We start from the raw sequence: 19,217 nt of genomic DNA, 5'->3' as shown, positions 1-19,217 counted from the left end.
GCTGGCTCATGCACCCACCACGCGGTGCATCAACCGAACAGCTCCCCTAGGAGGCCGTCCCATGACCCGCCGTACCGACGCACACCCCGACCTCACCCGCCCCGAGATCGGCGCCTCCCTCTTCAGCACCTGGCGGGTGGGCAACCCGCTGCGGCAGCGGCAGACCGTGGAGGCCATCGCCGGTGCCTGGGAGCGCCGGCCGTGGCCCGCCGACGGTCTGCTCGGCTACCACGTCTACACCTCCCACGACACCTCCGGCCTCCTGCACTACTCGCAGTGGACCGACGAGCAGGCGTACGAGGCCTTCGCGCGGACCCGGCGACAGGAGCGGGTCGACGAGATCGACACCGCCGTACCGCACATCGAGCGGCTGGGGCTCGGCCGCTACCGGCACTACCGCAGCGTCCGCCGGGACGGTGACCAACGGGTCGCGGGGTGCGTCGTGATCGTCGACATCGAGTTCGAGGGACCCGACCCCGACCGGCAGCGCGCCTGGGTCGACGCCGTCCTCGAAGCGCTGGCCGACGAGCCGAACCCGCACCCCGGCGGCATCGGCGCCCACTTCCACCTCAGTCCCGACGGCACCCGCGTCCTCAACTACGCCGAGTGGGAGAGCGCCCACGCCCATCTGGAGGCCCTCGCCGCACCGGGCGACGGCATCGGCTCCGCCTCGGCCCAGTGGGAGCGCGTACAGACCTGGCCGGGGCTGAAGAGCAGCACGGTCAGCCGGTACGACCACGCCCTGGGACTCGTCCCCGAGTGATCGACCGAGCGAGTGATCGCCCGAGAGCGAGTGATCGCCTGAGCCCGCCGGGGCCTACACATCGCACAGCCACCCCCTCGCCCCCGACCGACAACTCGAACCGTCTGGACAAAAAAAGTTTTCGGTGAGACGGTGGACCCATGCTGGACGTCACCGTGATCGAGGACCCCGAGGCCGCAGCCGTCTCCCTGGACCCCATAAGGGCGAGGCTGCTGGCCGAACTGGCGGCCGGCCCCGCGTCGGCCGCCATGCTGGCAGGCAAGGTCGGGCTGCCCAGGCAGAAGGTGAACTACCACCTGAAGGCACTGGAGCGGCACGGCCTGGTCGAGCTGGCGGGGGAGCGCCGCAAAGGCAACGTCACCGAGCGGCTGATGCGGGCGACCGCGGCGTCGTACGTCATCTCGCCGCTGGCCCTCGCCGCCGTGCAGCCGGACCCGGACCGCTTCCGCGACCAGCTCTCCGCGCGCTGGCTGCTCGCGCTCGGCGCCCGACTGGTGCGGGACGTAGGCCAGTTGATCACCGGCGCGACGAAGGCCAGGCAGAGGCTGGCCACCTACGCGCTGGACGGCGAGGTGCGCTTCGCCTCGGCCGCCGAACGGGCCGCGTTCATCCAGGAGTTGACGGCGGGGGTCACCGCGCTGATCCGCAAGTACGACGCCCCGGACACCGAGGGCGGCCGGGACCACCGGATCGTCGTGGCCGTCCACCCCACGCCGAAAGAGCCCCAACCCCCGACGGAACAGACCGAGTTGGAGTAGATCATGTCCAAAGAGTTCGAGATCGCCCGCGAGTTCGAGGTCGACGCCACGCCCAAGCAGGTGTGGGCGGCCGTCACCACCGGGACCGACGGCTATCTGTGGCCGATGGAGCCACCCGAGCCCCGGGCCGGCGGCGCGGGCCCCTTCGGATCGCTCGTCACCGCCTGGGACCCGCCGCACCGCTACACCAACCGTGTCGCGAACGTCGAGGGCATCGCCGAGCAGAGCCTCAACCAGCTCGACTACACCATCGAACCCCGCGACGAGGGCCGCCGGGCCTGGGTGCGCTACGTGCACAGCGGGATCTTCGTCGACGACTGGGACAACCAGTACGACGGCGCCGCCCGGCACACCGACTTCTATCTGCACACCCTGCGCGAATACCTGGCCCACTTCGCGCCGCGGCCGGCCGCCTTCGCCACCTTCGACGGACCCGAGGCGTCCAAGGCGCCGGACGCCCTCACCGCCGTAGGACAGGCACTCGGGGTCGGTGAGGACGTGGCCGCGGGCACCCGGCTGACGGTCCACGGGCCCGACACCTTCGACGCCGTGGTCGACTTCCGCAACCCGTACTTCATCGGACTGCGCACCGACCGGGGACTGACCCGGATCTTCGGGCGCAACCACTGGGGCCACCCGGTCGGCATCTCGCTGCACGACTTCGCCGCCGACTCCGACATCAAGGAGTGCGAGACGGAATGGCAGAACTGGCTGAACGGCGTGTTCAGCCAGTCCTGATCCCGCTGCCGCGAAGGGCTACGGCTGGAAGCGCAGCACCTGCGGGTCGTGGTCGCTGATCTGGTCGTTGAACTCCGAGTTGATGTGCACGCTGTCGTACTCGAAGTCGCAAGCGCGCCGGATCGACGGGCTGACCAGGATCTGGTCCAGGACCTGCTGGTTGCCCTGGTAGTCGTAGGTGTAACGCTCGCTCTTGGGCAGCGACTTGATCGCCGACCACAGCTCGCCGTGACCCTCCAGGATCTTCGCGGTGTCGGAGAACTCGAAATCGTTGATGTCGCCGAGGGCGATGACGTCCGCGTTCTTCTGGGTGTCGAGGATCGACTTCACGAAGGCGTTGACCAGGGTCGCCTGCTGGTGGCGCTGGGTCTCCGAGCTGCGCGGCACCGGCTGGGTCGCCGAGGTCAGACCGTAGTCGCCGCCCTTGGAGTTGAAGTGGTTGGCGATCACGAAGACCGTGTGGCCACGGAAGACGAACTCGCCGGCCAGCGGCTTGCGGCTGTTGGCCCAGGCGGTGTTCGTCGGGTCGATCCGGCCCGGGGAGGCCGTCAGGGCGGCCTTGCCGTGGGTCTTCGTCACGCCGACGGCCGTAGTGGCGTCGCCGCCCGCGCGGTCCGTGAAGGAGACCCGCTCCGGGTTGAAGAGGAACACCTGGCGGATGTTGCCGCCCGGCTCGCCGCCGTCGGTGTCGTTGGTCGGGTCGATCGAGCGCCAGTCGTACTTCGGGCCGCCCGCCGCCACGATCGCGTCGATCAGCTTGGTCACCGTCACGTCGGCGGCGGTCGTGCCGTCGTCCTTCGCGCCGTTGTTGTCCTGGATCTCCTCCAGGGACACGATGTCGGGCGACTTCAGGTTGTTCACGATCGCGGAGGCGTGCTCCTCGAAGGTGGCGTCGGACGGGTCGAGGTTCTCGACGTTGTACGTCGCGACCGCGAGCTCGCCACGGGACTGCTTCTTCGTCGTCTCGCGCTTGAGGCCGCCGCTCTTGAGCGTGCCGATCTCGTTGGCGACGAGGGTGTAGCCGCCGAACTGGTTGAAGTCCATCGGCCCCGCGGTGGTGCCGGCCAGGCTGTCACCGACGTTCGCGACCGGGAAGTCGGCGGTGGCGCCCAGCGACTGGACCTGGAGCCGGCCGGTGTTCTGCGCGTCGTACGAGCCGTACAGCGTGCCGCCGCGGCGGGTCGGGTTCTCGTGCGGCTTCACCGTGACCCACAGCTCGGTGTACGGGTCGGTCGCGGTGACCACACGTACGTTCCTGACCTGGACGTTCATGCCCTCAAGGGACTCGTAGTAGTCCAGGGCGTACTTCTTCGGCTGGAGCGTCAGGCCGTTGAGCGAGTTGCCCGCGGCGCTGTCACCGGCCGGGGTGTACCGGCTCGGCACCGACTTCGCGTCGATCACGACCGGGGCCGGGACCGCGTTGCCGCTGGAGACGACGGTGACCGTCGGCTTGGTGATCTCGGTCAGCGACTGGTTTCCGGTCGAGGTGCCGCCCGGGACGTACTCCGAGACCGTGCCGGTGACCGTGACGGAGTCACCGACGGCGACCTTCGGGGCGGAGCTGGTGAAGACGAACACGCCCTCACTGGTGGCCGGGTTCGCGTCGGGGTTCGGATCCTGGATCCAGAAACCTCTGGAGGAACCGTACGTGCGCACACCGGTGACGATTCCGGCCACGTCGGTGACCTTCTGACCGGCGTACGGCGATATCCGGGTCGTGCCCTGGATGTCATGGATGCTCACGCCGACCGCGTGCGCGGGCGAGACGAGGACGACGGCGGACGCCGCGGACACGGCGGCGACGGTGAGCGCGGCGAGACGCGCGGACTTCTTGCTGGGCAACGGGATCCCTCCGGGGACGTACACATGGGCGCCGGGACGAGGGTGGAGCGTGGAACGGCGGGAGCCGCGACCTGTGGGGCGGTGGCGACGCGCGTAGAAAATACAGTGAACAGATGTCCGCCGGATTTTCTACGCGCGTCAATCTCCTGCGTGGCCAGTCCACTTGTCAAGGTTTCAGCCATGTACGGGAGGGGGCGGGGAGATGAACCGGGCGGCATGGGTGGATATCCGTCTAGGCTGAGCGACTGAGTCGTACGGCGTCCGGATGGCCGTATGGCCCGCCGTCGTACTTCGCGGTACTTCGCCGTACTTCGCTGTACTTCGGTCGTACTTCGGTCGTACGGCCCTCAGAGGCGTCCTAGGAGAATCAGCCGATGTCAGACAGCTCCCCCCTGCCGCCGGTGCGGCTGCACCCCGAAGCGGAGCTGGCGCGGGACGCCCTGTCCACGCCGCTGCTCGCCCGGGCCGTCCGGCTCGCCCGCTGGGCCGGCGAGGACACCAGGGTCGACGCCGGGGGCGGACTCGTGGAGGAGCGGCTGCCCGCGGCGGCCGAACTGCTCGGACTGACCGGCGACGACGCCGCCGCCTACGCCAGCGAGGCCTGGCGGGTCGCCGTCGACACCGGCCTCGTGGACATCGTCGACGAGGAGGAGGGCACCGTCGCCCCGGGCGCGGACCTCGCCCTGCTCACCGGCTCGCCCCAGGACGTGCTCGGGGTCTGGCTGACCGCGCTGGAGACGGTGCTGGCCGACGCGAGCGTCCCGGATCTGGACGACCTGGTGGACGCCATGGACGACGGCGGCGAGGTCGACCTCACCTCCCTGGACTGGGACCCGGAGGCCGAGCAGGAGTTCCTGGACGGCGTGCTCGGCAACCTCTACCTCCTCACCGTCAGCGAGGACGGACCGGGGGACGCGCCGGTGCCGCTGCCCGCACTCGCCGCGTCGATGATCGTGCCGAGCGACATGGGCGAGCCGACCAACGACGTCCTGGAGCAGGTGTCCGACGCGATGATGCGGCTGGACGACCAGTTCCGGATCCTGGAGCCGGTCGGTCTGGTCGAGTACCAGCCCGTGGACGAGGCGCTCATGGCCGACACCGACGAGGAGCCCGCCGCGGTCGTCGACGACACCGACGTCTCCCGGTACGGCATGGTGCGGCTGACCCCGCTCGGCCTCTACGGACTGCGCGCGCGGCTGCTGGAGGCGGGCATCGCCGCCCCGGCCGTCGGCGACCTCGCCGACAAGGGCGCCGACACGCTGCTGGACGGGACCTCCGTCTTCCCGCCGTCCGCCGCCCAGGCCGAGACCGAGCAGTGGCTGGCCCGGCGCGAACCCCTCGCCGCCGCGCGGGAGTTGCTGGGCGCGGCCCGGGGCGCCGACACCGGGGCGCCGCTGCGCCGGCTGCGCTGCCAGCAGGCCCTCTCCCTGGTCGGCCCGGTCGCCGAACCGGCGCTGCGGGACGTCCTCGACGACGCCGAACTGGGCGGACTGGCCCGGGTCTGGCTCACCGAGCGGGGCTTCGGGGACGTGCCCCCGCCCTCCGAGGACATGGTCTTCTGGCTGACCGTCGACACGATCGCCGCGCAGCTGGCCGCGGAAGGGAACTCCGAGGAACTCCGGGCGCTCGTGGCGGGGTTGGCCCAGCAGCACAGCGGGTTCTTCGCGGCCGCGTGGAAGGTCGACCATCCGGCCACTGCGGACGTGCTGGAGGCGATGGGACGGCTGCATCCGGACAAGCGGGTCGCCAAGGAGGCGCGGAAGGCGGCGTTCAAGGCGCGGTCGCAGCAAGGGGGTTGAGGGCGCGGTCCTCGTGGTGCCGGTGGTGCGGGTGGCTTGTGGGGTCGGTGGTCCGGGTGGTTCCGGTAGCTCGGGGGGCTGGTGGTCCCGGTGGTGCGGGTGGTTTGTGCGGCTGGTGGTGCCGGTGGCTCGGGGGGCTGGTGGTCCCGGTGGTCCCGGTAGCTCGTGGGGAGCCGGTGGCCCCGGTCGCCCCGGTGGCTCGCGGGGGTCCGGCGGTTGTACTCGCGGGGCCCGGCAGTTCTAAAGGACTACCCATCGCCGTGTGTTGATTCATTAAAGCTGCTCCACCGAATCTGCCCGGTGTTCAACCAGAGTTCAGACATGGGCGGGACGGTTGCGCCGACCCGAGGTCCGCCACCCTCCACGGCTCACCGACCGTCTCAGGAGACACCATGTCGCTCACCCGCAGGGACTTCGCCAGACAATCCGCGATCACCGGTGCCGGTGTCGCGCTGGCGGGCAGTGTCGGCGCCCTCGCCACCGCACCGGGCGCGCTCGCGGCCACCGACGTCGAGAGCGAGGGCGTGGCGGCCGCAGGTCACCACGGCGGTGTCGGCTACGGACCGCTGATTCCCGACCCCGACGGCATCCTCGCGCTGCCCGCCGGGTTCAAGTACAAGGTCATCACGTACAGCGGCAGGACCAAGCTGGAGTCGGGCGAGTTCACCCCCTCCAACCACGACGGCACGTCCACCTTCGACGGCCCGCGCGGCACCACCCTCCTCGTCAACAACCACGAGCTGGCCGGGCCCCGCGCCAACTGGCCGCACCCGGTGCCGCTCACCGAGGGCCTCGTCTACGACCCGGCCGCGGCCGGCGGCTGCACGGTCGTCGAGGTGCGCCCCGGAGGCAAGGTCGCCGAGTGGGTCGGCGTCGCCGGTACCGCCACCAACTGCGCGGGCGGCAACACCCCTTGGGGTACCTGGCTCACCTGCGAGGAGACCGAGGACAAGGCCGGCACCAACGGCTTCACCAAGGACCACGGCTACGTCTTCGAGGTCGACCCCTCCGACCGCCGCGCCAACAGGAACCCCAAGCCCATCAAGGCGCTGGGCCGTTACGCCCACGAGGCCGTCGTCGTCGACCCCAAGCGCGGTCACCTCTACCTCACCGAGGACGCGGCGGGCCCCAACGGCCTGCTGTACCGCTGGACCCCGCCGCACGGTTTCTGCCACGGCCACGGCAAGCTGCGCACCCTCGCCGACGACGCGGGCACCCTCCAGGCGTTCAAGTGCTTCGACTCCGGCGGCAAGTTCGTCGACGACCTGTCCCGCGCCACCAAGATCGGCACGGTGTACGGCGTCGACTGGGTGGACGTCCCCGACCGTGACGCGAAGACGACCTCCGTCCGCAAGCAGTTCACCGAAGGCCAGGTCACCCGCGCCCGCAAGCTCGAAGGCATGTGGTGGGGCGACGGCGGCACCTACATCGTCTCCTCGTACGCCCGCACCGAGAGCCCCGTCCAGCACGACGGAGCGGTCTGGTTCTACGACCCCAAGCGCCGCACCCTCACGCTGAAGGTCCTCATCGGCGTGAACCCCGACCCGTCCGTCGACGGCGCCTTCGACGGCCCCGACAACATCACCGTCTCCCCGTACGGCGGCCTCGTCATCGCCGAGGACGGCGAGGGCATCCAGCACCTGTTCGGCGCCACCGAGAGCGGCCGCACCTACCCGATCGCCCGCAACGAACTCAACGCCGGCACCGAAGAGGACCCGGAATACAGCGAGTTCACCGGCGTGACGTTCTCCCCCGACGGAAAGACGTTGTACGCCAACATCCAGACGCCGGGGATCATGCTGGCGATCACGGGGCCGTGGAAGCGGCAGAAGCGCGGCTAGTTAATTCGGTCGCCCCCTCTGAGTCGCGCCTCCTACAGTGAGATCACGACAACGCACCTCCCGGTGCGAAGGCCGCGGTTACTTCTCTTCCAAAGAATCCGACACCGCAGTCGACTTGATCTCGGGAGGCGCAGCTCAGGGTGGGTGCCCGGTGCGCAGGCAGCGGATACTTCGGGAACTGGTGGGGGGAAATCCCTCTTGCGGGTTCGAATCCCGTCATCGACTCAGGGTCGGTGTGGCGGAACGGAAGACGCGCCAGTTATAAGCACCGCAGCCGACTTCGATCTCGGGCATCCACCTCCGCCGCGCTTCCCTCCGGAACTCCATTGAATTCGGGGGGAATTCACCATGGCTCGATTCAACAGCCGTGCCGCCAAGGCACAGCCCACCTCGCGTGTCACCTCGACGGGCCGGGTGCTGCGTACCTTCGAGGGCGGCCGAGGCCGTGAGCGGGACGCGCGCTCCGAACTCTTTCTGCTCGCGGTGGCCAACTTCGTGTCCCAGCAGACCTTCTACGAGTCCGGCGCCGACCGCGACGACCGGTTCGCCCGTCTCGTGGCCGAACTCGCCGTCACCGACTCCACCTGGACCGCCGCACTGCTCGGCTGGCTGCGCGGCGAGGGCAACCTCCGTACCGCCTCGATCGTGGGCGCCGCCGAGTACGTGAAGGCACGCCTCGACGCGGGCGTCACCGACGGCCCCTCGAACCGCCAGGTCGTGGCCTCCGTGCTCCAGCGGCCCGACGAGCCCGGCGAGTTCCTCGGATACTGGACCTCGCGGTACGGCCGTAACGTCCCGAAGCCCGTCAAGCGCGGGATCGCCGACGCCGTACGGCGGCTCTACAGCGGCAAGTCGCTGCTGAAGTACGACACCGCGTCCAAGGGCTACCGCTTCGGCGACATCCTCAACCTCGTGCACGCGGCGCCGGACCCGGACAAGCCGTGGCAGGGCGAGCTGTTCCGGTACGCCCTCGACCGGCGGCACAACCCGGACACGGCCGTACCGCCTGCGTCGAACGGCGTGCTGACCGCGCATCGCGAGCTGATGGCGCTGCCGGTCGGGCAGCGGCGTGCCGTGGTCACGTCCGAGGGCGGGGCCGAGCGGCTGGCCGAGGCCGGGATGACGTGGGAGGCGCTGGCGGGCTGGCTCCAGGGGCCGATGGACAAGGCGGCCTGGGAGGCGGTCATCCCGTCGATGGGTGCGATGGCGCTGGTCAGGAATCTGCGCAACTTCGACGAGGCCGGGGTCTCGGACGAGGTCGCGGAGCAGGTGGCGGCCCGGATCAGCGACCCGGCGGAGGTCGTACGGTCGCGGCAGTTCCCCTTCCGGTACCTCGCCGCGTACCAGCACGCGCCCTCGCTGCGCTGGTCCCACCCGCTGGAGCGGGCGCTCGGCCACTCGCTGGCCAACGTGCCCGCGCTGCCCGGCCGGACCCTGGTGCTAGTGGACCGCTCGGGCTCGATGTGGGCGCGGCTTTCCGACCGCTCGCAGCTCAACCGGGCGGACGCGGCGGCGATCTTCGGTACGGCGCTCGCCCTGCGGGCGGCGGACGCGGACCTCGTCGAGTTCGGCACCACGAACCGGCGACTGGCCATCGGGAAGGGCGAGTCGGTGCTGAAGATCCTCGGCCGCTTCGGCGACCTGGGCGGCACCGACACCACCTCGGCGATCCGCGCGCACTACCGGGGACAGGACCGGGTGCTGATCGTCACCGACGAGCAGTACACCCACAACCGGCACGGCGACCCGACCGAGCAGATACCGGCCGGCGTACCGGTCTACACCTGGAACCTCGCCGGCTACCGGGCGGGCCACGGCCCCTCCGGCACCGGCAACCGGCACACCTTCGGCGGCCTCTCGGACGCGGCCTTCCGGATGGTTCCGCTGCTGGAGGCGGCCCAGGACGCCGACTGGCCCTGGGCCGTCTGAGTCCTGGGCGTGGCCCGCACTTCACGGGGGTGCGGGCCACACCCATGCCCGCGCCCTTGTGTGTCGAGGCAATTGACATCTAACATTTCAGTTCATGGAGGCCATACGACCGCTCGGCCGCACCCTGCTCAGGGACCGCGCCTACGCATCCATCAGGGACGCCATCGTGGCCGGTGAGATCGCGCCTGGGGCCGTGGTGCGGGACGCCGAGCTCGCCGAGCGGCTGGGGCTGTCGCGGGCGCCGGTGCGGGAGGCCTTCTCGCGGCTGGTCGACGAGGGGCTGCTGGAGAGCAAGCCGCAGAGCTACACCCGGGTGACCCAGGTGGTCGCCGCCGAGGTGCGGGACGCGGCCGCCGTGGTCGGGGCCATGCACGAACTCGTGACCCAGGTTGCCGTACCGCGCCTGTTCGCCGCCGACCTGGAGACCATGCGCGCCGCCAACGAACGGTTCGCGGCCGCCGTCGCCGCCGGTGACGTGGACCAGGCCCTGCACGCCGACGACGAGTTGCACGACGTCCTCGTCCGGGTCAGCGGCAACCGCGCGGCGGCCGCCACCGCCGCCCGCTACACCCCGCTCATCCGCCGCCTGGAGCGCCGGCGCTTCGGCGAGGGCGGCAACTGCCGCTCGGCGGGCCTGCACGACCGGCTCATCGGGGCCTGCGCGGCCGGTGACGTGGACGAGGCGGTCCGGGTCACGGCGGAGATCTGGCGCGAGCTGGCCCAGCTCGCCGACAACGACTGATCCCCGGGAGGATCCATGGCAGCGAAGTCCCTTTCTTCCTACGACCGTTACCCCCTCCTCTTCGGACCGTCCCCCGTCCACCCCCTGGACCGCCTCACCGCCCACCTCGGCGGCGCCGCCCTGTGGGCCAAGCGCGAGGACTGCAACTCCGGGATCGCGTACGGCGGCAACAAGACCCGCAAGCTGGAGTACCTGGTCGCCGACGCGCTCGCCCAGGGCTGCGACACCCTCGTCTCCATCGGCGGCGTGCAGTCCAACCACACCCGCCAGGTGGCCGCCGTCGCCGCACGGGCCGGGCTCAAGTGCGTGCTGGTGCAGGAGAGTTGGGTGGACTGGCCGGACGCCGTCTACGACAAGGTCGGCAACATCCTGATCAGCCGGCTCGCCGGGGCGGACGTACGGCTGGTGAAGGCCGGGTTCGGGATCGGGTTCAAGGAGAGCTGGGAGCAGGCGCTCCGGGACGTCGAGGAGTCGGGCGGGAAGCCGTACGCCATCCCCGCCGGCGCCTCCGACCATCCGCTCGGCGGGCTCGGCTTCGCCGGGTGGGCGTACGAAGTCGCCGAGCAGGAGCGGGAGTCGGGCGTCTTCTTCGACACGGTCGTGGTCTGCTCGGTGACCGGCTCCACCCAGGCCGGCATGGTCGCGGGCTTCCGCGCCCTGGAGGAGGCCGGCGGCCGCCCCCGTCGCGTCCTCGGCATCGACGCCTCGGCCAAGCCCGTCGCCACCCGGGAGCAGATCGCGCGGATCGCCCACAACACCGGTCAACTCATCGGCGTACAGAAGGAGTTGACCCTGGAGGACGTGGAGCTGGACGAGCGCTACCACGCGGGCATCTACGGCATCCCCGACGACACCACCCTCGCCGCGATGCGCCTCGCCGCCCGCACCGAGGGCATGGTCACGGACCCGGTCTACGAGGGCAAGTCCATGGCCGGGATGATCGACCTGGTCGAACGCGGGGAGATCGGCGCGGACTCCACGGTCCTGTACGCCCACCTCGGCGGACAGCCGGCGCTGAACGGGTACAGCGCGCTGTTCCAGGAGGGGTGAGCGAAGGGGTGCGGAGCTTCACCGTCCAGCACGACGGCGTCGCGATCCCGGTGACGCGGGGAGGCCGCGGGCGTCCGCTGGGCCTGCGCCCCGGGCCCTGTTCCTGGCCTCGTTCGCCTCGCTGAGCAGCCCCGAATCGCGGGCCTACTACGCCAGGAAGCGCGCGGAGAAGAAGCGCCACAACGTCGCGCTCATCTGCCTCACCCGCCGCCGTGTCGACGTCCTGCACGCCATGCTCAAGCACTGTGCCGCGCGATGTGGGCGGACCAGGCGGCGGAGGCCGTACGGGACCGGGGCACCGCGTGCCAGGTGCTGCTCAGCGGGGAGGACATCCTCGCCCTGAACCTCGAACTCGACGCGCTGCGTTCCCGCGTTCTCAACCGGTACCGCGGGATCGACGCCCCCATCCACATGATCATGTCGACCTCGTCGGCGGGCGACGGCGACGCAGGGCCCGCGCCGCGGAGATCGCCCGGATCATCGGGAGCCGGTGAGGCCGGGCCGCCGGGCCGGGTCTCCGAAGGGATATCGGGGAGCGTGTTCACGTGATGGCTGGATACAGTGCACAGCATGCGGGCCGACGAACAGCAGCGGGAACCGGTGATCCACGCGTCGGAGGCTCCTCGCCGCCGGGCCACGATCCACGACGTCGCCAAGCTCGCGGGGGTGTCCCGGCAGACGGTCTCGCGGGCCGTCAACGACAAGGGGGAGATCGACCCGGAGACCAAGGCGCGGGTCCTCGAAGCGGCGCGGATGCTGGACTACCGGCCGAGCAGGTTCGCGCGGGGGATGGTGCGCAAGGGAACGGTGACCGCGGGGCTGGTCATCCCGGATCTGCGCAATCCGTTCTTCCCCGAGGTGGCCGCCGGGGTGCTGGAGGCCGCCGAGCAGCGCGGCTGGCAGGTGGTGGTGTGCGACACCCGCACCGACGACGCCCGTGAGCGGGAGGCGCTGGACGTGCTGTCCCACCAGGCGGACGCGGTCGTGGGCTACTTCAAGAACGACGACGACGTCCTCGCCCGGCACCTCGGGGGCGTACCGCTGGTCCTGCTGGAGCGCGGACCGCAGCAGACCCGGTTCGCGGCCGTCGGCATCGACGCCGCCGCGGGGATCGAGCAGGGCATGGCCCATCTGGTCCGGGCGGGCCACCGGCGGATCGGCATGCTGGACGGCGACCGGCTCACCCCCGGACCGCGCCGGGCGGCCTTCCTCGCCGAGGTCAGGCGGCACGCACTGCCGGTCGACGAGAGCTGGATCGAGCTGTCCGCGGGCCACGGGGTGGCGGGCGGCGAGGCCGCCATGGAGCGGCTGCTGGACGCCCGGCCCGAGATGACCGCGGTGTTCGGCTTCAACGACCTCATCGCGGTCGGCGCCATGCGGGCCGCCCGGCGCCGGGGCCGGCGGGTGCCCGAGGACCTGGCCGTCATGGGCTTCGACGGGCTCGCGCTGGGCGAGCTGGTGGAGCCCGCCCTCACCACCCTGCACCTCGACAAGCACCGGCTGGGACGGCTGGCCGTCGAGCAGGTCGCGCGGCTGCGGGCCGGTGAGGAGCCGCTGACCGGCGCGGACGCGTGGCTCGCGCCCGAACTGGTCGTACGCGACTCGGCCTGACCGCCCGCGCGGTGGCGCTCGGGCGACCGGCTTTCTGAGGGCACGTCAGTAGATAGCGCTTGCAGGTCTCTTGACTCTTGTTTTCGGCCACCTCAATACTCATCGGCAACGTTCACGTGAACGTTCACGGGAGTCCCGACATCGTTGTCCTCCCCTGTCCCGGAAAGCGAGTGCACGCCCATGCCACACCGAAGGATGTCCCGGAGGCGCCTGCTCGGCGCCTCTCTCGGCGGGGCGGGCGCCGCACTGCTGGGCCTGTCGGGGTGCGGGAGCGACAGCGGCTCCATCTCCGCGGGCACAGACCACCTGACGATCTGGTACTGGAACGGCTCACTGAGCGACAAGCTCCTCGCCACCTCCGCACGCGGAGTACCGGGCGTGAGCGGGCTGAAGGTCAAGGGCGCCCCGATCGCGGGCGACTACCGGGGCAAGCTGCGCACCGTCATGGCGGCCCGCGCCTACGTACCGGACCTGGCCTGCGTCAACACCCCGATCGGGGACTACTTCCCGGACGAGAACGAGTTCCTGGACCTGCGGGACCTCGGAGCCGAGGCGGTCGAGGGCGAGTACCTCCCCTGGAAGTGGAAGAGCTGTTTCAGCCCGACAGGCCGGATGATCGGCTTCCCGCTGGACGCCGGCCCCACCGCGCTCTACTACCGCAGGGACCTCTTCGAGCAGGCCGGTCTGCCCACCGAGCCGGAGGAGGTCGCCGAGGCCGCCCCGACCTGGGAGAAGTACCTCCAGCTCGGCAAGACCCTCAAGGCGAAGGCACCGGACCACCCGTATCTGGTCTCGCAGATCGCCTACGTCTTCCGGATGGCCCTGTACCAGAGCCCCAAGCAGTTCGTGGACGCCGACAACCGCTTCATCGGCGACCAGGAGCATGTGAAGCGCGCCTGGGACCTCGCCGTCGAGACCTACCGGCAGGGGCTGAGCGCCCGGACCCTGGACAGCACGCCCGACTTCAACTCGGCCCTCGGCGGCGGCCGTATCGCCACCATCAACAACGCGGTCTGGTACATCGGCGGCCTCAAGGACACCGCGCCCAAGACCGCGGGGAAGTGGCGGCTCACCACGATGCCGGGCGGCCCGGCGAACTACGGCGGCTCCTACGTCGGCATCACCCGCTACTGCCGGGACCCGGAAGGGGCGTTCGCCTTCCTGAAGTGGATGCTCGGGCCCGCGAACCAGCTGAAGAGCTACCAGGAGATGTCCCTGTTCCCCACCACCCCGGCCACCTACTCCCAGCCGGCGATGCGCAAGCCCGACCCGTTCTTCGGCGGCCAGATCCCCGTGGACGTCTTCGGCCCGGCGGCCGAGAAGGCCCCGGTCCTCTTCATGAGCGCCTACGAGAACACCGCGAACACCCCGGTCTACCAGGAGCTGACGAACGTGGAGACGCTCGGCAAGAACCCCGACAGGGCCTGGCGGGACGCCATGAACGCGGCCGAGCGGGCGCTCTCGCAGCGGGGGGTGAGCTGACATGGCGACCCTGGCCCAGGCCCCGGCGCCCGACAGCGCCCAGGAGACACCTCCGGCGCAGGCACCGCGGAGCCGGTGGCGGCGGCACCTTCCGCCGTACCTCGCGATCTCGCCGTACTACATCCTCTTCGCCGTCTTCGGCGCCTTCCCGGTGTTCTTCTCGTTCTATCTGTCCTTCCAGGACTGGGACGGCATCGGGGACATGAAGTTCGTCGGGCTCCGGCAGTACTACTGGCTGCTGCACGACTCGGTGTTCTGGCACTCGATCCTCAACACCTTCGAGATCTGGTTCATGTCGACGGTGCCGATGCTGTTCCTGGCACTGGTGCTGGCGTTCCTGCTGCACTCGCAGGTGCGGTACTCGGCCGCCTGGCGGGTGGCCTACTTCATCCCGAACGTCACCTCGATGGTCGCCATGACCATCGTGTTCGGGTCGGTCTTCGCCCAGGCGGGACTCGCCAACTCCCTGTTCAAAGCAGTCGGGTTGGACGGTGTCGACTGGCTGACCTCGTCGCTGGGGATCAAGTCGGCGATCTCCCTCATGGTCATCTGGCGTTGGGTCGGCTACAACGCCCTGATCTTCCTCGCCGGACTCCAGGCCATCCCCAACGAACTCTTCGAGGCCGCCCGGGTCGACGGGGCGAACAGCCGCCAACTCCTGTTCCGGGTGGTCGTTCCGCAGCTGCGGCCGGTGATCCTGTTCGCCGTCATCACCTCCACCATCGGCGGCCTCCAGATCTTCACCGAGTCGCAGGTGCTCTTCTACTCGGACGACCCGGGCACCACGGGCGGGCCCGGCCAGGAAGGCATGACGATCGTGCTCTATCTGTGGCAGAAGTCCTTCAACGACCTCCAGTTCGGCTACGGCGCCGCGATGGGCTGGATCCTGTTCGCCCTGATCGCCGTCTTCGCCATCATCAACTGGCGGCTGGTGTCCGGGGGCGACCGCGACGAGCGCCGCGGCATCCCGCTGCTGCGCAAGGGAGGCCGGAACAATGGCCGTTGAGCAGACGACTTCGCAGCAGACGACTTCGCAGTCGACGAGTTCACAGCACTCGACGTCCAACGCGGGCCTCGCGATCGGCGCGGGCAGCAGGCGCACCCGCGTCCTGGTGCGGATCGCCCTGCTGCTGGGCGCGTTGGTCTCCCTCTTCCCCTTCTACTGGCTGGTGGTGATGGCCTCCGTCACCACCCAGGACATCCTGGCCTACCCGCCGAAGCTGGTGCCGGGCTCCCAACTCCTGCACAACATGGGGGAGGTGATCGACCGCATCGATTTCTTCACCTCCCTGTTCAACACGGTCGTGGTGGCCACCGTCGGCACCCTGCTCGTGCTGTTCTTCGACTCCCTGGCCGCCTTCGCCTTCGCCAAGTACGAGTTCCCGGGCAAGAAGATCCTCTTCGGCGTCCTGATGGCGACGTACATGATCCCCTCGCAACTGGCGCTGGTGCCGCAGTTCGTGACTATGGCCGAGTTCGGCTGGGCCGGTTCGCTGAAGGCGCTGATCATCCCCGGGGCGGCCAACGCCTTCGGCATCTTCTGGATGCGCCAGTACGCCCAGAACTCGCTGCCGGACGAACTCCTCGACGCCGGCCGCATCGACGGCGCGGGCTTCTTCCGGCTCTACGCCCAGGTCGCGCTGCCGCTGTTCCGGCCCGCGCTCGCCTTCCTCGGCATCTTCACCTTCATCAGCCTCTGGAACGACTACATCTGGCCGCTGGTCGTCATGGTCAACCCCGACAAGGTGACTCTCCAGGTGGCGCTCGCCAACCTCAACATCGCCTACAACACCGACTACGCGGTGGTGATGGCCGGTGCGCTGATGAGTGTCATCCCGCTGATCGTCGTCTTCCTGATCGGCGCCCGGCACTTCCTGCGGGACCTGGCGGCGGGGGCGACCAAGATGTGAACCCGCCCTCCGGCCAAGGGAGTTCACTCCTCCACGAAGTAGCTGTCGTGCCGGACCCGGAACCGGGTCAGCTCCTCCCCGCCGCGCCGCGTCATCTCGACGACCCGCTCGAAGTACTCCTCGCGCGGGGCGCCCGGCGAGAAGAGCATCAGCATCGACAGCGGATCGTCGGCCGTGTTCCTGAAGGCGTGCAGCCCGCCGACCGGCACATACAGGAAGTCGCCCTCGCCGGCCTTCACCCACGAGTCGCCGTCGTAGAAGTCGAGTTGGCCGGAGAGGACGTAGAAGGACTCGGACATGGCCCGGTGGAAGTGGGTCCGGGCGCCGCCCGCCCGCGCCTCCATGTCCACCTTGTACAGGCCGAATTCACCGCCGGTGGAGTCATGGGTGGCGAGGTAGTGGGTGGTGGTGGAGCCGGTGAGGTCCGGGGGCGTGCCGGCCGGGCGGTGGACCGCGTTCACCTCGCCCTTCTCGGCGAGGTAGCGGGGTGCCGGGTAGGCGAGGTCTTCCGGGTACGACATCGGTGCGCTCCTTCTGGAAGGGATCACCGGAATCGTGACGCGCCGGGCGGGCGGGTGGCATCGGGCCTGGGGACGGTCCTGGTCGGGGCCGGGGCGGAGGACTCGGGACGTAGGCCGGTGACCGCTGGGCGGGACGCCGGGGTGGGGGGTTTGGGGTGCTGGTTTCTGGTCAGCGTGCCGCTGGGCGGGACGCCGGGGCGGGGGGTTCGGGTGCTGGCCCCTCGTCACCGTCCTGCTAAGCGGGTTGCCGGGCAGGGCGTTTCGGGCGCTGGCCCCTGATCACCGTCCCGCACACCAGCAGCGCGGCCACGGCGATGAGGGCGCCCACCCCGAACGCGCGGGCCGAGCCCTCGACCAGGATCTCCGACGGTGACCCGGTGGCCTGCCGGGCCGCCGTGCCGTAGACCGTGACCAGGACGGACAGTCCGAGGGTGCCGCCCAGCCACTGGAGGGTCTGGAGCAGCCCGGAGGCGGCACCGGCCTCGCGCGGCTGGACGCGGGCGAGGATCGTCGCGTTGAGCGGCATCAGGCTGAGGCCGATCCCGACGCCGAGCAGGAGCAGCGGACCGAGCAGCCCGGAGGCGTAGCCGGCGTCGGCGTCGAGCCGCCAGAGCCAGCCGGCCGCGCCCGCGACCAGGACCGTGCCGGAGAGCAACACCGGCTTGGTGCCCAGGCGTTGCAGCAGCCGCGGCACGATGCGCACGGTGGTGAACATGGCCAGGGTCATCGGCAGGAAGGCGAGCCCCGCGCGGAACGGGCTGTAGTCCAGGACCCGTTGGCTGATCAGCGTGAGGAAGTAGAACGCGCCGAACATCCCGGCGGGCAGCAGCAGGACCCCCGCGTAGGCTCCGGCCCGGTCACGGTCGGCGAACAGCCGTAGCGGCAGGACGGGTTGGGCGGCCCGGGACTCGATCAGCAGGAACCCGACGAGCAGCGCGGCGGCCGTACTGAAGCCGAACAGGGTCCGGGTGTCGCTCCAGCCCGCCTCCGACACCCGGATGAACGCGTACACCAGCGAGGCCGTCCCGGCGGTCCCGGTGAGCGCGCCCGCCAGGTCGAACCGGCCCGCGTGGCGCGGGGTTTCGGCGGCGAGGCGGGGGAGGACGGTGGCCACCGCGAGGCCGATCGGGACGTTGATGAGCAGGGCCCAGCGCCAGGACGCCCAGTCGGTGAGCAGGCCGCCGAGGACCAGTCCGACGTAGGCGCCGATGCCGGCCATGGAGGTGTAGACGCTCAACGCGTGGTGGCGGCGAGGGCCTTCGGGAGGAGTTGAGGACCCAGGACAGGCCGGTCGGGGTGAAGCCGAGGTCCTGCTGGATGTCCGGGAGCGCTACGTTGACGACCGTGGAGTCGACGCCGACCATCAGGTAGGCGGTGACGATGACGAGGAGCGTGGTGGCGGGGCTGGTGGAGCCGTCCGGTGGGGCGGAGGGTGAGGCGGTGGTCGTGGGCGGGGTGGACATGGACGGGGTGGACATGGAGTTCTCCCGTTCTCGCGTCCCCGGCGGTGAGCGGTGTGCGGGTGTCCTGGGCAGCGCGGACTGACCGCGAGGGCTGCCCGAGCAGTAAGCGGGGGCTGTCTCCGTTTAGTCTTCGATAACATACGGAGAGAGTCTCCGGTTCGCAAGGAGTATCTGGATGACGCAGGTCAGGCCCATGCGCGCGGACGCTCGGCGCAACTACGAGCGGTTGCTGAAGGTGGCGGCGGAGGCCTTCGCCGAGCATGGGGAGGGCGCGTCCCTGGACGACATCGCCAAGCGGGCGGGGGTGGGGTCCGGGACGCTCTACCGCCACTTCCCCACCCGGCAGGCGCTGCTGGAGGCGGCCTACGTGGACCGCGTCGAGGGGTTCGCCCGGCGCGCCGACGAACTCGCGCGGGAGCTGCCGCCGGGGGAGGCGCTCGCGGAGTGGCTGTACGAGCTGTGCGTCGGGACGATCCAGGTGCGCGGCATGAAGGCGCTGCTGGGCTCCGCCGTCACGGACGGAGGGAACACCGTGCTCACGGCGTGCGGGACGCATGTGCGGGGGGCGGCGGAGCGGTTGGTGTCCGCCGCGCAGGGGGAAGGCGTGCTGCGGGGGGATGTCGAGCCGGTGGAGCTGCTTCGGCTGGCCCACGGGGTGGCGGGGGCGGCGGAGTTGGCCGACGGGGGCGGGGCGTCGATCCGGCGGTATCTGACGTTGCTCACGGAGGGGTTGCGGGCGTAAGCGTTTCGGGTGCGGGTGGGTGGGGG

Annotated in this window: 17 protein-coding genes and 2 pseudogenes; 16 read left to right on the top strand and 3 right to left on the bottom strand. The window is 70.4% G+C overall.

The window, feature by feature from the left end:
- Positions 1–61 precede the first annotated feature (61 nt).
- From G3I78_RS20515 to G3I78_RS20505, 3 genes are all read left to right on the top strand, one after another.
- Positions 62–763, top strand: a complete 702-nt coding sequence (locus tag G3I78_RS20515; protein ID WP_164426625.1) for an antibiotic biosynthesis monooxygenase — start codon at positions 62–64, stop codon at positions 761–763.
- A gap of 140 nt (positions 764–903) precedes the next feature.
- The gene (locus G3I78_RS20510) at positions 904–1,521 is read left to right on the top strand and encodes a winged helix-turn-helix domain-containing protein (RefSeq protein WP_164426623.1); all 618 of its coding nucleotides are present in this window, start codon (positions 904–906) and stop codon (positions 1,519–1,521) included.
- 3 nt (positions 1,522–1,524) lie between these two features.
- Positions 1,525–2,259, top strand: coding sequence for an SRPBCC domain-containing protein (locus tag G3I78_RS20505; RefSeq protein ID WP_164426621.1), 735 nt, complete (start codon positions 1,525–1,527; stop codon positions 2,257–2,259).
- 18 nt (positions 2,260–2,277) lie between these two features.
- On the opposite strand, the gene G3I78_RS20500 is transcribed toward G3I78_RS20505, so the two are convergent.
- Positions 2,278–4,101 carry an endonuclease/exonuclease/phosphatase family protein gene (locus G3I78_RS20500; protein WP_164426619.1) on the bottom strand — a complete coding sequence of 608 codons (1,824 nt, stop codon included), beginning with the start codon at positions 4,099–4,101 and terminating at the stop codon, positions 2,278–2,280.
- A gap of 374 nt (positions 4,102–4,475) precedes the next feature.
- Here G3I78_RS20500 and G3I78_RS20495 point away from each other — a divergent pair, with 374 nt between their 5' ends.
- The 11 genes and pseudogenes from G3I78_RS20495 (at position 4,476) to G3I78_RS20445 (ending at position 16,465) form a co-directional block, all read left to right on the top strand.
- Positions 4,476–5,900 (top strand): hypothetical protein, encoded by a 1,425-nt coding sequence (locus tag G3I78_RS20495; protein ID WP_164426617.1) that lies wholly within the window; start codon positions 4,476–4,478, stop codon positions 5,898–5,900.
- A 392-nt stretch (positions 5,901–6,292) separates the two neighbouring features.
- Positions 6,293–7,741: an alkaline phosphatase PhoX gene (locus G3I78_RS20490; RefSeq protein WP_164426615.1), complete on the top strand. Its 1,449-nt coding sequence runs from the start codon at positions 6,293–6,295 to the stop codon at positions 7,739–7,741.
- 348 nt (positions 7,742–8,089) lie between these two features.
- Positions 8,090–9,670: a TROVE domain-containing protein gene (locus G3I78_RS20485; RefSeq protein WP_164426613.1), complete on the top strand. Its 1,581-nt coding sequence runs from the start codon at positions 8,090–8,092 to the stop codon at positions 9,668–9,670.
- A 94-nt stretch (positions 9,671–9,764) separates the two neighbouring features.
- Positions 9,765–10,412, top strand: coding sequence for a GntR family transcriptional regulator (locus G3I78_RS20480; RefSeq protein ID WP_164426611.1), 648 nt, complete (start codon positions 9,765–9,767; stop codon positions 10,410–10,412).
- Positions 10,413–10,427: 15 nt separating this feature from the next.
- Positions 10,428–11,462, top strand: coding sequence for a 1-aminocyclopropane-1-carboxylate deaminase (locus G3I78_RS20475; RefSeq protein WP_164426609.1), 1,035 nt, complete (start codon positions 10,428–10,430; stop codon positions 11,460–11,462).
- A gap of 91 nt (positions 11,463–11,553) precedes the next feature.
- A pseudogene (locus G3I78_RS52055) lies at positions 11,554–11,805 on the top strand (hypothetical protein); the annotation flags it as partial.
- Positions 11,718–12,011: a hypothetical protein gene (locus G3I78_RS20465; RefSeq protein ID WP_164426607.1), complete on the top strand. Its 294-nt coding sequence runs from the start codon at positions 11,718–11,720 to the stop codon at positions 12,009–12,011. The pseudogene G3I78_RS52055 and the gene G3I78_RS20465, both read left to right, overlap by 88 nt.
- A 21-nt stretch (positions 12,012–12,032) precedes the next feature.
- A complete protein-coding gene (locus tag G3I78_RS20460) occupies positions 12,033–13,073 on the top strand; it encodes a LacI family DNA-binding transcriptional regulator (protein WP_164426605.1) in 1,041 nt (346 codons plus the stop codon).
- 195 nt (positions 13,074–13,268) lie between these two features.
- Positions 13,269–14,555: an extracellular solute-binding protein gene (locus tag G3I78_RS20455; protein WP_164426603.1), complete on the top strand. Its 1,287-nt coding sequence runs from the start codon at positions 13,269–13,271 to the stop codon at positions 14,553–14,555.
- Position 14,556: 1 nt separating this feature from the next.
- Positions 14,557–15,561: a sugar ABC transporter permease gene (locus tag G3I78_RS20450; RefSeq protein WP_164426601.1), complete on the top strand. Its 1,005-nt coding sequence runs from the start codon at positions 14,557–14,559 to the stop codon at positions 15,559–15,561.
- Entirely contained in the window at positions 15,551–16,465 is a 915-nt protein-coding gene (locus tag G3I78_RS20445) for a carbohydrate ABC transporter permease (RefSeq protein WP_164426599.1), read from the top strand. Before G3I78_RS20450 ends, G3I78_RS20445 begins: the two co-directional genes overlap by 11 nt.
- Before the next feature lie 23 nt (positions 16,466–16,488).
- Here the strand turns inward: G3I78_RS20445 and G3I78_RS20440 are convergent, their stop codons facing one another.
- Complete coding sequence (locus G3I78_RS20440) at positions 16,489–16,986, bottom strand: cupin domain-containing protein (RefSeq protein WP_164426597.1); 498 nt, start codon at positions 16,984–16,986, stop codon at positions 16,489–16,491.
- Positions 16,987–17,221: 235 nt separating this feature from the next.
- A pseudogene (locus G3I78_RS20435) lies at positions 17,222–18,368 on the bottom strand (MFS transporter).
- Between G3I78_RS20435 and G3I78_RS53210 the strand changes: the two are divergent.
- Together G3I78_RS53210 and G3I78_RS20430 are read left to right on the top strand one after the other, a co-directional pair.
- Positions 18,361–18,531 (top strand): hypothetical protein, encoded by a 171-nt coding sequence (locus G3I78_RS53210; protein ID WP_343243816.1) that lies wholly within the window; start codon positions 18,361–18,363, stop codon positions 18,529–18,531. The pseudogene G3I78_RS20435 and the gene G3I78_RS53210 sit on opposite strands and share 8 nt — an antisense overlap.
- A gap of 93 nt (positions 18,532–18,624) precedes the next feature.
- The gene (locus tag G3I78_RS20430; RefSeq protein WP_164426595.1) at positions 18,625–19,191 is read left to right on the top strand and encodes a TetR/AcrR family transcriptional regulator; all 567 of its coding nucleotides are present in this window, start codon (positions 18,625–18,627) and stop codon (positions 19,189–19,191) included.
- The last annotated feature ends 26 nt before the right edge of the window (positions 19,192–19,217 follow it).

It is taken from the genome of Streptomyces sp. SID13726 (genome assembly GCF_010548375.1).
Lineage (GTDB): Bacteria > Actinomycetota > Actinomycetes > Streptomycetales > Streptomycetaceae > Streptomyces.
The sequence above is the reverse complement of the archived record's forward strand: the minus strand, read 5'-3'. Positions and strand labels throughout refer to the sequence as shown.

What these genes read in the sequence shown, in the direction of transcription:
- G3I78_RS20515 (WP_164426625.1), top strand. Translation starts at nt 62, where the DNA reads ATGACCCGCCGTACCGACGCACACCCCGACCTCACCCGCCCCGAGATC.
- G3I78_RS20440 (WP_164426597.1), bottom strand. Translation starts at nt 16,986, where the DNA reads ATGTCGTACCCGGAAGACCTCGCCTACCCGGCACCCCGCTACCTCGCC.
- G3I78_RS20460 (WP_164426605.1), top strand. Translation starts at nt 12,033, where the DNA reads ATGCGGGCCGACGAACAGCAGCGGGAACCGGTGATCCACGCGTCGGAG.
- G3I78_RS20465 (WP_164426607.1), top strand. Translation starts at nt 11,718, where the DNA reads ATGTGGGCGGACCAGGCGGCGGAGGCCGTACGGGACCGGGGCACCGCG.
- G3I78_RS20505 (WP_164426621.1), top strand. Translation starts at nt 1,525, where the DNA reads ATGTCCAAAGAGTTCGAGATCGCCCGCGAGTTCGAGGTCGACGCCACG.
- G3I78_RS20475 (WP_164426609.1), top strand. Translation starts at nt 10,428, where the DNA reads ATGGCAGCGAAGTCCCTTTCTTCCTACGACCGTTACCCCCTCCTCTTC.
- G3I78_RS20450 (WP_164426601.1), top strand. Translation starts at nt 14,557, where the DNA reads ATGGCGACCCTGGCCCAGGCCCCGGCGCCCGACAGCGCCCAGGAGACA.
- G3I78_RS20510 (WP_164426623.1), top strand. Translation starts at nt 904, where the DNA reads ATGCTGGACGTCACCGTGATCGAGGACCCCGAGGCCGCAGCCGTCTCC.
- G3I78_RS20490 (WP_164426615.1), top strand. Translation starts at nt 6,293, where the DNA reads ATGTCGCTCACCCGCAGGGACTTCGCCAGACAATCCGCGATCACCGGT.
- G3I78_RS20485 (WP_164426613.1), top strand. Translation starts at nt 8,090, where the DNA reads ATGGCTCGATTCAACAGCCGTGCCGCCAAGGCACAGCCCACCTCGCGT.
- G3I78_RS20430 (WP_164426595.1), top strand. Translation starts at nt 18,625, where the DNA reads ATGACGCAGGTCAGGCCCATGCGCGCGGACGCTCGGCGCAACTACGAG.
- G3I78_RS20455 (WP_164426603.1), top strand. Translation starts at nt 13,269, where the DNA reads ATGTCCCGGAGGCGCCTGCTCGGCGCCTCTCTCGGCGGGGCGGGCGCC.
- G3I78_RS20495 (WP_164426617.1), top strand. Translation starts at nt 4,476, where the DNA reads ATGTCAGACAGCTCCCCCCTGCCGCCGGTGCGGCTGCACCCCGAAGCG.
- G3I78_RS20480 (WP_164426611.1), top strand. Translation starts at nt 9,765, where the DNA reads ATGGAGGCCATACGACCGCTCGGCCGCACCCTGCTCAGGGACCGCGCC.
- G3I78_RS20445 (WP_164426599.1), top strand. Translation starts at nt 15,551, where the DNA reads ATGGCCGTTGAGCAGACGACTTCGCAGCAGACGACTTCGCAGTCGACG.